The 13624-nt window shown below is 62.8% G+C and carries 13 protein-coding genes; 5 read left to right on the top strand and 8 right to left on the bottom strand.

The window, feature by feature from the left end:
- Positions 1–40: 40 nt before the first annotated feature.
- The 5 genes from AAFX91_RS30880 to AAFX91_RS30860 all read right to left on the bottom strand — a co-directional run bounded on the left by AAFX91_RS30880 (position 41) and on the right by AAFX91_RS30860 (position 6754).
- Positions 41–1225, bottom strand: a complete 1185-nt coding sequence (locus AAFX91_RS30880; protein ID WP_394569122.1) for an MFS transporter — start codon at positions 1223–1225, stop codon at positions 41–43.
- Between the two features lie 137 nt (positions 1226–1362).
- Positions 1363–3075: a flotillin family protein gene (locus AAFX91_RS30875; protein WP_394569124.1), complete on the bottom strand. Its 1713-nt coding sequence runs from the start codon at positions 3073–3075 to the stop codon at positions 1363–1365.
- An 11-nt stretch (positions 3076–3086) separates the two neighbouring features.
- Positions 3087–3746 carry an OB-fold-containig protein gene (locus AAFX91_RS30870; RefSeq protein ID WP_282530752.1) on the bottom strand — a complete coding sequence of 220 codons (660 nt, stop codon included), beginning with the start codon at positions 3744–3746 and terminating at the stop codon, positions 3087–3089.
- Positions 3743–4873 (bottom strand): PspA/IM30 family protein, encoded by a 1131-nt coding sequence (locus AAFX91_RS30865; protein ID WP_394569123.1) that lies wholly within the window; start codon positions 4871–4873, stop codon positions 3743–3745. The genes AAFX91_RS30870 and AAFX91_RS30865 overlap by 4 nt, the downstream gene beginning before the upstream one ends.
- Positions 4874–5170: 297 nt before the next feature.
- The gene (locus tag AAFX91_RS30860) at positions 5171–6754 is read right to left on the bottom strand and encodes a porin (RefSeq protein ID WP_394569121.1); all 1584 of its coding nucleotides are present in this window, start codon (positions 6752–6754) and stop codon (positions 5171–5173) included.
- Between the two features lie 239 nt (positions 6755–6993).
- Between AAFX91_RS30860 and AAFX91_RS30855 the strand changes: the two genes are divergently transcribed.
- Positions 6994–8370 (top strand): Nramp family divalent metal transporter, encoded by a 1377-nt coding sequence (locus AAFX91_RS30855; RefSeq protein WP_394569120.1) that lies wholly within the window; start codon positions 6994–6996, stop codon positions 8368–8370.
- Positions 8371–8377: 7 nt separating this feature from the next.
- Here the strand turns inward: AAFX91_RS30855 and AAFX91_RS30850 are convergent, their stop codons facing one another.
- From AAFX91_RS30850 to hemB, 3 genes are all read right to left on the bottom strand, one after another.
- Positions 8378–9154, bottom strand: a complete 777-nt coding sequence (locus AAFX91_RS30850; RefSeq protein WP_394569119.1) for an arginyltransferase — start codon at positions 9152–9154, stop codon at positions 8378–8380.
- Positions 9155–9242: 88 nt separating this feature from the next.
- Complete coding sequence (locus tag AAFX91_RS30845) at positions 9243–9788, bottom strand: RDD family protein (RefSeq protein WP_394569118.1); 546 nt, start codon at positions 9786–9788, stop codon at positions 9243–9245.
- A 162-nt stretch (positions 9789–9950) separates the two neighbouring features.
- Positions 9951–11012 (bottom strand): porphobilinogen synthase, encoded by a 1062-nt coding sequence (hemB, locus tag AAFX91_RS30840; RefSeq protein ID WP_394569117.1) that lies wholly within the window; start codon positions 11010–11012, stop codon positions 9951–9953.
- Positions 11013–11183: 171 nt separating this feature from the next.
- Here hemB and AAFX91_RS30835 point away from each other — a divergent pair, with 171 nt between their 5' ends.
- The 4 genes from AAFX91_RS30835 (at position 11184) to AAFX91_RS30820 (ending at position 13260) form a co-directional block, all read left to right on the top strand.
- Positions 11184–11645 (top strand): DUF6163 family protein, encoded by a 462-nt coding sequence (locus AAFX91_RS30835; protein ID WP_130584251.1) that lies wholly within the window; start codon positions 11184–11186, stop codon positions 11643–11645.
- Positions 11646–12017: 372 nt separating this feature from the next.
- On the top strand, positions 12018–12536 hold the full coding sequence (ldtR, locus tag AAFX91_RS30830; protein WP_130584250.1) for a transcriptional regulator LdtR: 519 nt from the start codon (positions 12018–12020) through the stop codon (positions 12534–12536).
- 252 nt (positions 12537–12788) lie between these two features.
- On the top strand, positions 12789–13016 hold the full coding sequence (locus tag AAFX91_RS30825; RefSeq protein ID WP_282530179.1) for a hypothetical protein: 228 nt from the start codon (positions 12789–12791) through the stop codon (positions 13014–13016).
- Between the two features lie 22 nt (positions 13017–13038).
- Entirely contained in the window at positions 13039–13260 is a 222-nt protein-coding gene (locus AAFX91_RS30820) for a hypothetical protein (protein WP_394569116.1), read from the top strand.
- The last annotated feature ends 364 nt before the right edge of the window (positions 13261–13624 follow it).

Genomic DNA, 13624 nt, shown 5'->3' with positions numbered 1-13624 from the left:
ACACCGATCCGATTCGGTGTCGCCGCCCCAATCCTGACGGTCAGTTCTCCGGTAACATTCTTGATGAGGCAATGCGCGCGGCAAGGTAGAGGCAGGTCTCCGCGCCGAAAAGCCCGCCGACGATCGCGCCCAGTGCGGAGCCGAGCGGGCGCGCGCCGTAGCTCATGATGTTGATGGCGGAGACACGGCCGAGCAGCGAAGGCGGCGTCACCGATTGCCGGAGCGTGGTCGTCGAGATCACCCACAGGATCGGGCCGACGCCGAGCAGGAAGAAGCTCAGGCCCGCAAGCAGCGGCGTAGGGACGATCGTCGTCAGCGCCATGATGGTGGAGGCGATGAAGCCCGTCACCGGGCCGAGCCCGATCACCGTGCCGAACGCAAGGCGCCGCATCACCCGCGTCGCCGCAAGCGCGCCGACCACCATGCCGACGCCGTACATCGCGAGCGTGGTGCCGACGCCGATTGCGGAGAGGCCGAGATGCCTGACGGCATAGGGCACGAACACCGCGAGCAACAGGAAGGAGGCGGTGTTGAAGATGAACTGGGTGATGAAGACCGGCCGCAGCAGCTCATGACGGAACACGAACACGGCGCCTTCCTTGATCTCCAGCAGCGGATGTCGACGTGGCGCCGGCGCGCGGGCCGGCTCGTGGATACCGGCCAGCAGCACCACGGCGATCACCGAAAGCGCGGCGGCAAATCCGAAGGCGGGCGCGGCACCGACCCATCCGACCAGCACGCCGCCGAGCGCAGGCCCGCTGGCGAAAGCGACAGTGCGGGCCAGTTCGATCCGCGCATTCGCCGTCGGCAACTGATCCGGCGTCACCAGCGACGGCACCAGCGCAGGCGCGGCCACGCTGTAGGCAACCGTCCCGCACACAGCGATGAAGCCGAGCACCGAAAGCAGCGGCAGCGTCAACAGGCCGAGCAAGATCAGGAGCAGTGTTGCGGCAAGTGCCGCCGCACGCAACGCCTCGGAACCCGCCATCAGGACGCGCCGCGAGAAGCGGTCGGCGAGCAGGCCTGCGGGGATCGCAAACAGGATGAAGGGCAGCGTCAGTGCGGTCTGCAGCAGGCCGGTCTGGCCCTCGCCGACGCCGAGCAGGAGCACCGCTACGATGGGAGCAGCGGCCAGCGCGATCTGCTCAGCCGACTGTGCGGCGAGGTTCGACCAGGCTAGGCGGCCGAAGGTCGAAGGCAGGTGAGGGGTCTTGAGGGCGGACATGGCAGACTTCTGTCGAAGTTTTGAGTCCGCCAAAGTGTGTGGTTTGAGCTTCTCCGATCCCACCCGTTTCCCGACAAGCAGGAGGCCCGCCGTGGGGGGAACACGGCGGGCCATTGGATGCGATGGATGGTTCGGGACTATGCCCTCGTTTCCGCCGCCGGCTTGCTCAACGCCGCGGCTGGCGCCGCGATCGCCGCGCCGTTGGTTGCCGCTGGCACTTCCTCGGCGGCGCCCACTTCCGCCTTCCGCTGTGCCAATGCGCTGGTGAGGCTGGTCAGCGCATCCGGTCCCGTCGGGAAACCGGCCTCGCTAAGGATCTTGTCGATCATCGGTTTGAAGGCGGAGACCGACAGCAACTGCGCGGCGAGGCCGTCGCCCAATCCTATCGCGCCATTGCCATTCATATGGCCACTGCCGCCGCGGCCGAGCATGCCGCCGGTGTCGAAGATCCGGATGTCGGAGATCTTCTCGACCGGCTTGACGGCCTCCGCAAGCGCGTTCGGGATGATGTTGATGCGCGCGAGATTGAGGTCGTACTCAATGATCGCCGCGCTCAGTCTGTTGCGCGCTTCGGTCTTCAAGGTCGCGACTTCCGCTTCGGCCTGGCCGAGCGCCCTGACGCCGGCGGCACGGGTGGTGGCGGCATTGGCATCGGCCTGGGCGAGCACGTTGGTGGCTTCCGCCTTGTTGTCGGCGGCCTGCCGTTCGGCTTGTGCCATGACCGTGATCGGCATCGCCTCGGTCTCGGCCACCTTGCGCGCCGCGATCACCGTGACCTTTTCCTCCGCGGCGATCGCAAGCGCACGCGCAGTTTCGGCAATGGTTTGCGCTTCCGACTGGTCCTTGCTCTTGTCGGCGACCAGGATCGCCGCTTCTTGCGCGACGATCTCGAGTTCACGATCGGCTTCGGTGGTGCGCCGCTTGACCGCGAGATCGGCTTCGATCTTCCGGGTGTCGCGGGCCTGGTTGGCCTCGGTCTGCTTGTTGGCGACCGCGAGTTCCTGCTGGATGCGGTATTCGGCTTCCTTCTGCAGGGCCGTCTGCTCGGCCTGCGCGGTCTCCGCGCGCATCGAGGCAGTCTTGTTGGCGATATCGCGCTGCTGGGCCAACTCCGCCTCGCGCTTGGTCAGCTCGATCGTCAGCGTGGTCTGGCGCGCGACCAGATCCTGCTGGGCGATATTCACTTCTGTATTGCGGATGATCTGGTTGCGTTCCTGCTCACGCTGCTTGGTGATGTTGGTCAGCGTGGTGAGACCGTGGGCATCGAAGAAGTTGCTCGGATTGAAATGCTTGATGTCGCTCTGGTCGAGCCTTGTCAGCGACACCGATTCAAGCTCGAGGCCGTTGTTCTCGATATCGGCGCCGACCGCATCCTGCACCGACTTGACGAATTTCGCTCGCTGCTCCTGCAGCTCTTCGAGATTCATGGTCGCAGCGACCGAGCGGAGGCCGTCGACGAATTTGGCCTCGATCAATTCGCGCAGTTCGACGGCGTTGTTGGTGCGGCTGCCCAGCGTCTGCGCCGCGAGCGCGATCGAAGAAGTGTCGGGTTTGACGCGCAGATAGAACTCCGCACCGATATCGACGCGCATGCGGTCCTTGGTGATCAGGGAATCCGGGCCGCCGCGCACGACTTCGAGCCGGAGCGTCTTCAGGTTGACCGCCGCCGTCGAGTGGAAGATCGGGAGAACGACCGAGCCGCCGTCGAGCACGACCTTCTGGCCGCCGAGCCCGGTCCGCACATACGCTTCATCCCGCGTCGACCGTTTGTAGAGTTTGGCGAACATCAACCCGATGACGAGGATGGCGAGGACGCCAATGACGACGGGTACAGCAAGTTCCCACATGATTATGCCCTGTATTATGCTTTGCTGGATGATGCTTGTTGTTCAATCAAGTCGGCGGGTGCGGCGATTGCGATAAAACTCTTGGCGTCGCGGTCGACCAGCAAGACAGCGGCGCCGACCGGCAACGCCTCGGAATCGCTCGCGGCACGCGCCGACACGGTATGCCAATTGCCGAAGACATCCTTGAGACGGACGCGACCGGGAAGTCCTTGATCCAAAGGACCGACGGTCACGGTGGCGACCTTGCCGACAAAGTCGCTATCGCTCACCGCATAGGTCTCGTCCCGCGGGATGATGCGGGCGAGACCGCGACTTGTGGTTCTGATCAGAGGAACGCTGGCGGCCGCGGCTGCCAGTGCAACGATCGAAACCGGCAGGGCGGTGCCCACGCTGTGAGCGAGGCCCTGGATCAAAAATCCTCCGATGGCGAAGATGCCGAGCGCCAGGATGATGAGGATCAGGAGAGGCAGTCGGCCGGCATTGATCCAGAGAAACAGACCGTTGAGGCCGTTGTTCTCGGCGTCGACAGAAAAATCCTTGCCGAAGAATTCGCTGATTGAAAATCCGATCATGGTAGTGAGCAGTTCAATACCGCCCAAGGCCACCATGATTGCTGCCGCGACCGCGAAGGGCCGTACGTCGGGGGCGAGCAGAATGTCGCCGATTGCACTCATTGTTGCGACTTGATCCTTTCAAGCCGCGCCGCGATTTCCTTCTCGCGGTGCAGTCTATCGAGCTCGTCGAGCTCTTTGTCGGCGAAGACGCTGGAGGCAGGAACACCCGTCACCCGCGCGATCGCCGCCATGGCCCGATCGGGACTCACAGTTTTGGTCGCTGCTGAAGCCCGTCCGGTTTCATGCACCGCTTGCTGCGCGAGACTTTTCTCGAGATCGGCAAGCCGGGATTCCGCTTCGCGCCGTGCCGCAAGCATCGCCTGTAACGCCTTGGTCTGTTCGTCGATTTCGAGCTCGACGAAATCCATCGCGCGTTCGAGTGCAATGCCCTGGGACTCAAGATCAATTTGTCGTGCAACGCCGGCGCGCGCGAGATCTTCGCGACCCTCGGTGAGCGCCAGACGCACTTTTTCGTTCAGGCTTGCGACTTCGGCGTCGAGTTCTTCGCGCCGCTGCTTGAGGCGGAATTCTTCGGCGCGCGATTTGCCGAGCGCATGGCGCGCCTCGTCAGCGCCGGCGTCGATCTCGCGGATCGCCTGTTTCACGAGGGCGACCTTGTTGCTGTTTTCCGCGTTGTCGAGCGTCTGGCTGGCGATGGCCGCCAGCAACCGTCCCATGCGTGCGAGGATACCTTCGTGAACCATCGTCTTCTCCTCCGGTGGTGTTGATTTCGATTTGACGGCGATGTGGATTTCGTAAGTCCTGCCGTCCGAGACCAAGTGAGCCGGGAAGGGGCTTTCCCAGCCGGCAAGATATCCCGGCACTTCGAATTGGACCAAGACGCGTCCTTTGACAGTGCTAACGGTGAGTGAAGTTGGTCCCTTGATCGAGAACAACTTCTCGTCGAGCGGAATGCGACGCACGGTCGCGCCCGGCACGTAGTTGGCGCGGTCGCGCAAGCCGAGCGTGACGAGGCGCGCCGGTAGATCGGTCTCCTTCCGGATGCTTTCGTAGGCCTGGGCATGAAGAGCGACCAGATTGGCGCCGACAGGGGCAACCTCGGCGAGAATCGCCATCATCCGGTCATAGGCGGCGAACGTCGCCTCGATCGCAGCGATGCCCGCTTCATCGGGTGCGAGCGCATAGCGCAGGGTCGCCGTCGGTGTTTCCGGGAGCAATTTGATCATATCAAACATTAAAGCACTTCCTGAGTGCTTTACAAGATGCGAGGGTCGCATTTCGGCCTCGGCGTAGTTGCAAATGAATCGCAACAACAAGGCCGATTCCGGCATTCTGGCGTTATGGAGGTCCGATCAGCGGTCTCACCCTCCGCCAAAGATGCGAAGCGCCACTCGGGCTAACGTGCCGATGCGTGAGATGAAGGCGGTGGTCGGAAAGCGTTGTTCACGGCAGGCGACGCGACGGCCGGTGTCAGTTCACCATTGGCCGCCACGATCAGCAGGCTAAGCTTCGATGCAAGCCCGTCAGAAGTTGCGCTGGGCGCGAAGCTGCAGTTGGAACGTGTCCTGATCGCTGAACTCGCAGCGCGCGGTAGGCTTGGGGGCCGAAGCTCCAAGGACCGCGGAGCCCTGGAATTTCTGGTCGAGGTGGAACCACATGAATTCGGCGGAGAAGGTCAGGTTCTTGACCGGGGTCCAGCGGGTGATGAGACCAAGCTGCGACAAGTTGAAGTCGGGGTTGCAGACGTAGTCCGCACTGACGGCTTTGCCGGGCGTGGTGTAGTTCGCGCAAATGAAGGCCTTGGCCGCGCCGTCATAGCGGACGCCCACATACGAGCCGAAGAGGCTCGACGACCAATATGGGTCCCAGTTGTGGTTGAATGCACCGCGAACGCCAAAGGCCTCCGTCAGATGCAGCGAGCCGTCGCCGCCGGCTGCGACCGGCAGATAGACGGCGTCGGTCGTCGCACCGAATCCGATGCTCTGATAAGCGCCAAAAGTGCTGGAGCTGCCGAACATGGCAAAGCTCGGCGAGGTTGAAGCCGACGAGATAACGTACTTCGTCGCTCCCTTGGAATAGCTCACGTCCATCTTGATGTCGTCGCCGGGACCGGTCGGGATGTTCTTGATCTGCAACGCCGCCATCACCGCGCCGCCCCATGAGGTGTCGGGATGTCCGGAAAGCTCGGATGCTCCGGTCGGCGCCGCGCCTGGCAGGCCGACGGCGCCCGCTGGCGCTCCAAGGGCGTTCAGGACATTGTAGGAGGCGTTGACCTCATGCGCCGCGGCGGAAATCTGGAACAGACCCCAAGCCTGGTCGACGCGGATGTTGCCGACCACCTCGGGCGCATGGACGCCGGCGTAAGCGTTGCCCGTGTTCAGCGTGGCGTTCAGCGGCAGCGACAGGTTGTAAACCGCGGTGCGGTCCCATACCGTTGGATCGTCGAGGCCGATGGTGCCGGTCACTCCGTTGCCGAAATCCGCAGTGTATTGGATGTTGTTGACGCCGGTATCATTGTTCTGGCCGCCGAGCAGGAAGTCCGTGATGTTGCCGGGGAAACCCTGCCAAGGCGAGGAGTAGGCAGACGCCGACTGACCGAAGGTGAAGCCTGCGAACTGGATAAAGAGGAACTGGATGGTAGTAACGCCGCCGCCGGGAGTGTCGAGCAGCTGCGAGTTTGCGACCGGCAGCGAGCCGTTGATCGAATTCGGGTTGAAGGTGTTGTTGCCGAGCGTAGAGAACTGAAACCGGCCCTGCCCGAAGGTACGGACTACGCCATAGTCGGTGGCGGTGCGGGTGTCGATTGACAACAGCATACGGGAGCGGGCGGCGAAGTAGTCGAAGTAGCGGTTATGTTGTCCTGCGTCGCCGTTCCAGGCCGGCGAGCCCTGCACACCGCCATTGAATGTGGTGTCGACCCGGAGATAGCCACTGATCTTCATGCAGGTGTCGGTACCGGGGATGAAGAAGAAGCCTGGGCCGTAAGCCGAGCAGATCTTCACATATTCGATGGGCTTCGCCTTGATCGGAAGATCGGCCGCATGCGCACCGCTGGCTGCCATCAGCCCCGCGGCGGTGCCGAGGATCAAGGTTCTCATTGTCGCCATTGCTGGCCTCCACTGTGAACTGCACGCCCCATACCCACCCGGCGAGCCCTAGCGCGGGACTTTATGTCGCAGTGTGACGGCCGCATTACATGAGCAGGTTCGCGCGGTAGTGTGACTTTACCGCAACGCAGCAAGCACTCGCCCGAGGCTGCGGCGACTGGCGGATGTGACCTCATCGACTTCCCAGATGCAGTTGCAAATGAGTTGCAACAAAAAATGTTTTCCGGCATTGTGGCATCATGGATGCCCGATCGCCCCGACTGATCCCCGACACCGTAACGCAGGTGCTGCCGACCTCAACCGGATGGCGCGCCGATGCGCCGGATACCCGAAGCCTCCCCGAGGTGAACTCGACGGTCGAGATTCCGACGGCGGGCCGGTGGTGGCGCCGGCTGCTTGCCTTTGCCGGACCGGGCTATCTCGTGTCGGTCGGCTATATGGATCCCGGCAATTGGGCGACCGACCTCGCGGGTGGCTCGAAGTTCGGCTACACGCTGCTTTCGGTCATCCTGCTGTCCAACCTGATGGCGATCCTGCTGCAGGCGCTCGCGGCCCGGCTCGGCATCGTCACTGACCGCGACCTGGCGCAGGCCTGCCGGGCGACCTATTCGCGCCCGGTGAACTTCCTGCTGTGGATCGCCTGCGAAGCCGCGATCATCGCCTGCGACCTAGCGGAGGTGATCGGTACCGCGATCGCGCTGAAGCTCCTGTTCGGCATGCCCCTGATCGGCGGCGCGCTGATCGCCGCGCTCGACGCCTTTCTGCTGCTGCTCCTGATGAACCGCGGCTTCCGCTTCCTGGAAGCCTTCGTGATCGCGCTTCTGATCGTGATCGCGACCTGCTTCGCGATCCAGGTCTGCGCCGCGGCGCCGCCGGTGGCCGCGATGCTGCGCGGCTTTGCGCCGTCGAGCGAGATCTTCACCAATCCCGAGATGCTCTACATCGCGATCGGCATCATCGGCGCGACCGTGATGCCGCATAATCTGTATCTGCATTCGTCGATCGTGCAGACCCGCGCCTATGAGCGCAGCGAAGAGGGGCGGCGGGACGCGATCAAATGGGCGACGACCGACTCCACGATCGCGCTGATGCTGGCGCTGTTCATCAATGCCGCGATCCTGGTGGTCGCGGCCGCGACCTTCCACCGGAGCGGCCATTCCGATGTCGCCGAGATCGGCCAGGCCTTCGAGCTGCTGTCCCCGCTGCTTGGCCTCAGCATCGCCTCGACGCTGTTCGCGGTGGCGCTGCTCGCCTCCGGCCTCAACTCGACGGTGACGGCGACGCTCGCTGGCCAGATCGTGATGGAAGGCTTCCTCAGCCTGCGGCTGCCGAGCTGGGCGCGGCGGCTGCTGACGCGGGGTATCGCGATCGTGCCGGTCGTGGCCGTCACCGCGCTTTATGGCGAGCGCGGCACCGCCGAGCTCCTGGTGTTCAGCCAGGTTATCCTCTCGATGCAGCTTCCGTTTGCGGTCATTCCGCTGGTGCGGTTCGTGTCCGACCGGCGCAAGATGGGTAAGTTCGCGATATCGATGCCGGTTGCCGCGGTCGCCTGGCTGGTGGCGAGCGTTATCGTCATCCTGAACGTGAAGCTGCTGTTCGATACCTTCTTCGGCTGAGCGCCGGTCAATCCTGCGGCTCTGACGCCATGTCGCCGGCCGCGTCGACCCGGAGCCAGCCGCTCGGCGCGAGGCGCTGCTGCGGCAGGAAGCGCGCCTTGTAGTCCATCTTCTTGGAGCCCTCGATCCAATAACCGAGATAGACGTAGGGCAGTCCGAGCCGGCGCGCGCGGGCGATGTGATCCAGGATCATGAAGGTGCCGAGCGAGCGGTTCTCGAACGAGGGCTCGAAGAAAGAATAGACCATCGACAGGCCGTCGCTCAGCACATCCGTCAGCGCCACCGCGATCAGTTCCTCGCCGCGACCGGTGATGCCGCTGTCCATGCCGCGCTTGCGATACTCGATGATCCGGGTCTCGACATGGCTGTCCTCAACCATCATCGCGTAATCGAGCACGGTCATGTCAGCCATCCCGCCGTGGCGGTGGCGCCGGTCGAGATAGGCGCGGAACACGGAATATTGTTCGGAGGTCGGCACTGCGGAGCGCTGCTCGCCGACCAAGTCGGCATTGCGGGCCATGACCTTGCGGAAGCTGCGCGAGGGCCGGAACTCGTTGGCGATCACGCGCACCGAAACGCAGGCGCGGCACTGGTCGCAGGCCGGCCGGTAGGCGATGGACTGGCTGCGACGGAACCCGCCATGGGTGAGCAGATCGTTGAGATCGGCCGCTTTGTCGCCGACCAGATGCGTGAACACCTTGCGCTCATGGCGACCTGGCAAATAGGGGCAGGGCGACGGCGCCGTCAGGTAAAACTGCGGAGTATCACGCGAATGCTGGGTCACGACGGGTCGTCAGGCCTCCGAAACAGCCCCCCAGCATCGCGCCCCGGAGGCTAGCGGTCAATCACCTTGCTGGGCTCAATTGGCTGGCTCAATAAGTGTGCGCTGCGGATGCCGCGTGAGCGCGGGCCGAGCTGTTGATGATAACGGTTCCGAGCACGATGTCGTGCAGCGAACGCCGCCGGCTGTTGAAGAGGCCGAATAGCAGCACAAGTGGCGAGAGGAAGGAGATCGAAAGCCAGAACAGCACGGCATGCGTGGCGCCGAGCACGAAGTAGCCTGGTGCCCCGTACCAGGTGCGCAACTCCAGATCCATCACCCGCATGCCGACGGTTGCGGAAGAGGCACCGCCGATCGACGCGCCGTAATAGACGACCGCCCAGACGATCGTGGCCGGCCACGCCAGCCAGAACAGCGCCCAACCGAGGCCAAGGGTGATCAGGCCGAAGACGGCAATGAAAAGATACCCAAGGATGACGGGGACCGAAAGCACAACCAAGTCGATGAGGAAGGCAAATACCCGCCGGGTCAGCACGCCGCGGAACAGTTCCGGCTCCAATCGCGGATCGAACGCATGCGGCGGCACGCCGCCGTCGTTACGCCAGGCACCGTAGTTACCCGAACCGCCGTAAGACATAATCTCCCTCCGACTGGGACTATCCCGGGCAGGACATGGGAACGGGCTGCCCGGGTGCCAAGGCCCCGCGACCCCAGCAAGCGCAAATTATCGGCGATTCGGAGGCTATGGCGAGTAGGGAGTGGCGAATAGGGAAATCCTCCATTCGCTACTCGCCATTCACTATTCGCGCTCTCTCAGCTTCTCCGCAGCTTGCGGTGCAAAATACGTCAGGATGCCGTCGGCGCCGGCGCGCTTGAAGCCGACCAGGCTCTCCATCATCGCGCGCTCGCCGTCGATCCAGCCATTGCGCGCGGCGCCCGCGATCATCGCGTATTCACCTGATACCTGGTAGACGAAGGTCGGCATCGCAAACGTGTCCTTCACCCGGCGCACGATGTCGAGATAGGGCATGCCGGGCTTCACCATCACCATATCGGCGCCTTCGGCGATAGCGAGCTCGACCTCGCGCAGGGCTTCGTCCGAATTGGCGCTGTCCATCTGGTAGGTGCGCTTGTCGCCGGTCAGCGTCTTGGCCGAGCCGATGGCGTCGCGGAACGGTCCGTAGAAGGCGGAGGCGTATTTCGCCGCATAGGCCATGATCTGGACGTCGCCAAAACCCTCGGCGTCGAGCGCCTCGCGGATCGCGCCGACGCGCCCGTCCATCATATCAGACGGCGCGATGATATCGCAGCCGGCCTCGGCCTGCACCAGCGCCTGCTTCACCAGCACCGCGACCGTCTCGTCATTGAGGATCCTGCCGTCTTCAATCAGCCCGTCATGGCCATGGCTGGTGAAGGGATCGAGCGCGACGTCGCAGAGCACGCCGATGTCGGGGAATTCCTTCTTGATCGCACGCACCGACTGGCAGACGAGATTGTCCGGATTGAGTGCCTCCGAGCCCTGCTCGTCGCGGAGCGACGGCTCGGTGTAGGGAAACAGCGCGATGCAGGGGATATTGAGCTTGGCCGCGCGCTCGGCGTCGCGAACCGCCTGGTCGACACTTAGTCTATCCACGCCCGGCATCGAGGCGACCGGGGTGCGGACATTGTGGCCGTTAACGACGAACAGGGGCCAGATCAGGTCGTCCGTGGTCAGCACGTTTTCGCGCACCAGCCGCCTGGCCCATTCCGCCTTGCGGTTGCGGCGGGGCCGTATGGTCAAATCCAGCGGCGGGGAGGCGAGGGCGGTCTGCCGCTTTGGCGCATCGCGCAGTTCGATCGGGCGCCCGAATTTGATCGCCATGGGCTTGTTCTCCTGAAGTCGGCAGGCGGATTTCGATTTGATCTAATTCTAGCATCCTCGTCCAGTAACGTCACGGCGCCGTTGATCTGCCGCAACTGCAATTGATTTTGCCGGCCGGGCGGGCCAAGACTGCGCCGATGACCCATTTCGCTTCCACGGACAGCTCCCGCGATGTCTGACACCTCCGCGCGCGACCAATCGCGGGACAATGCGATATCGGTTGCGGCGATGTCGTCGGACCGGATCCAGCGGGACGAGAATGTATGGACCCGCCGGCTCGTCTTCTTCCTCCGCATCATGGCCGTGGTCTCGATCGCCAAGGGCCTCTACCACTGGGCGCAGGTGACGGGATTCGTCGGCTCCGAGGAGGAGGCCTTCGAGAACCAGTCGATGGCCTGGCAGACCGCGACCATCTACTTCGCCGTCATCGAGCTCGTCGCCGCCGTCGGGCTGTGGCTCGCCACGCCCTGGGGCGCGGTGGTGTGGCTGACCACCGTCGTCTCGATGGCAGTGATCGAATTGATGTTTCCGAACATCTACGGCGGCAGCCTGACGGTGGTGGTGTTCGAAGCGCTGATGCTCGCCGGCTATCTCGCGCTCGCCTGGATGGCCGCACGCGAACGGCCGCCATAGCGCGCATTAACGTGCGTGTGCAGGAAACACGATCGGCGCCGCGAAAATTTTCAGAAAATTTCACGGTAACCCTTCGCTCACCGTAAAGGGTTCCCTCATATCTATTACGCGGTCGTTTCGAATTTGAGCGAAGCTGTTTCCGATTGTGACAGGGCACGCAGACGAAGCGTGAACAGGAGCGCTCCACCGTCAATGAAGGGTTGCGAAAAGTCCTTGATTGACGGGCTTAATCCGCGATTCACTGTCTTAAATTCATGATCTCTTTATTGTCTTATTTAAGCTGATGTTCAAACGGCCCCCTTAAGTTGAACCTATCAGGCGGGACACAAGTTTCGTCGAATAAGTCGATAAAACGACAACAGGGGAAGTGTCATGATCAAAGCCGTTGCCTCAACGGCGGTGGAAACCGCTGATCGCGCCGCCGGCCAGCCGACGGTTCAGTCGCTCTATCTCGAAGCCCTTACGCTGGTGGAGCGGCTGCATCGCCGGCTGCTCGACGTCATCAAGGACGAGTTCGACCGCCGCGGGCGCGCCGACATCAATTCGGTGCAGGCGCTGTTGCTCTACAATATCGGCGACAAGGAATTGACCGCGGGTGAGCTGCGCACGCGCGGCTACTATCTCGGCTCCAACGTCTCCTACAATCTGAAGAAGCTCGTCGAGCTCGGCTTCCTCGATCATCAGCGCTCGCGTGTCGATCGCCGCTCGGTGCGCATTCGCCTCACGCCGCAGGGCCAGGAGATCCGCCGCATCGTCGATGCGCTCTACCAGAAGCACGTCAAGACCGTGGAGCAGGTCGGCGGCATCTCGAACGAGGAGTTCTCGACGCTGAACAAGTCGCTGCACCGGCTCGAGCGGTTCTGGACCGACCAGATCCTCTATCGCCTCTGACACCTTCAAGACTTCGCACCTCCAAGACTTCAACACCTCCAAGACTTCAACACCTCCAAGACTTCGCCAGATCCAAGACTTCGCCAGAGCGGCCAAGCCGGCCCGATAGAAGACCGGCGAGCCGTCATCCTCCAGCAAAGCGCATCGACTGTGCCCGGTCGGTGCGCTTTGTTTTTGGCACCGCAAAAAGAGTCTCGCGGAACAGGGAACCAGTTGCGCCCTCGCGCTTTATCTCGGGCTATGGAGAGCGAGATGCTGGTCGAGCGCGGAATGTGGGCGATGAATGTCGAAGTGGTCGGCGAGGCCTACGCCATTGCCTCCAACTATCTGCGCAGGACCGGCACCATTCCGGACAGTTATGCCACCAACGAGCAATTGCTCACGATCATCGTGCAGATGTTCCGGCGCGGCGAAACCAACAGGATCAAGCTCGCCAACAAGGCGATCGCCGAGTTCGAAGCAGCACAGCTCGTGATCTGATCATTCCCAATCGGAGAAAGTGATGGAAGCCGCGATCGATCGCATCATGCACACCTATGACCTCCTTGCGAACCGCACCGCCGCGGCGAGCGACAAAGCGCGGGCGAAGGTGACGGAATATGTCCGCACCTTGTTCGAAGCGGGCGAGACCGACCCGCACCGGTTGACGGTCTGCGGATTGACGTATTTGCGCCAGCTCGACGGTTCCACCGATCATGTGAAGGCGGGGTTTACGGGGCTGTAGTGTAGCGCGAGTTGTCGCCGCATCCTCTGTAGGGTGGCCAAAGGCGCACTTGCGCCGTGCCCACCACCCAGTGCTGTACTCGCGATGATGGGCACGCTTCGGTTTGCCCCCACCCTACGGCGTCGTCGCAGACTTCATGATTCAAATGTCAAACAGCTCTCCGCTGTCATCGTCCGGCTTGACCGGACTATCCAGTATTCCAAAGACCGCAGTGCTTGAGCCGAGAGGCCGCAGGTTACTGGATGCCCCGCCTTCGCGGAGCATGACGGTGGAGTTGGTGAGAGGATACTAGGCCGTGTGGACTCTTGGGATTCTCAAATCAGATTGAACGTGATTCAAGGCTTTCTTTTAGGAGGAAGCCTTG

The organism is Bradyrhizobium sp. 31Argb, from assembly GCF_043638955.1.
GTDB lineage: Bacteria > Pseudomonadota > Alphaproteobacteria > Rhizobiales > Xanthobacteraceae > Bradyrhizobium.
Note: the sequence above shows the minus strand (reverse complement) of the source record. Positions and strands in the feature narration are given on the sequence as shown.

Excerpts from the sequence above, each read along its gene's own strand:
- AAFX91_RS30855 (WP_394569120.1), top strand. The coding sequence starts at position 6,994 with ATGGATGCCCGATCGCCCCGACTGATCCCCGACACCGTAACGCAGGTG.
- ldtR (WP_130584250.1), top strand. The coding sequence starts at position 12,018 with ATGATCAAAGCCGTTGCCTCAACGGCGGTGGAAACCGCTGATCGCGCC.
- AAFX91_RS30865 (WP_394569123.1), bottom strand. The coding sequence starts at position 4,873 with ATGATCAAATTGCTCCCGGAAACACCGACGGCGACCCTGCGCTATGCG.
- AAFX91_RS30820 (WP_394569116.1), top strand. The coding sequence starts at position 13,039 with ATGGAAGCCGCGATCGATCGCATCATGCACACCTATGACCTCCTTGCG.
- AAFX91_RS30845 (WP_394569118.1), bottom strand. The coding sequence starts at position 9,788 with ATGTCTTACGGCGGTTCGGGTAACTACGGTGCCTGGCGTAACGACGGC.
- AAFX91_RS30880 (WP_394569122.1), bottom strand. The coding sequence starts at position 1,225 with ATGTCCGCCCTCAAGACCCCTCACCTGCCTTCGACCTTCGGCCGCCTA.
- AAFX91_RS30825 (WP_282530179.1), top strand. The coding sequence starts at position 12,789 with ATGCTGGTCGAGCGCGGAATGTGGGCGATGAATGTCGAAGTGGTCGGC.
- AAFX91_RS30860 (WP_394569121.1), bottom strand. The coding sequence starts at position 6,754 with ATGGCGACAATGAGAACCTTGATCCTCGGCACCGCCGCGGGGCTGATG.
- AAFX91_RS30870 (WP_282530752.1), bottom strand. The coding sequence starts at position 3,746 with ATGAGTGCAATCGGCGACATTCTGCTCGCCCCCGACGTACGGCCCTTC.
- AAFX91_RS30835 (WP_130584251.1), top strand. The coding sequence starts at position 11,184 with ATGTCTGACACCTCCGCGCGCGACCAATCGCGGGACAATGCGATATCG.
- hemB (WP_394569117.1), bottom strand. The coding sequence starts at position 11,012 with ATGGCGATCAAATTCGGGCGCCCGATCGAACTGCGCGATGCGCCAAAG.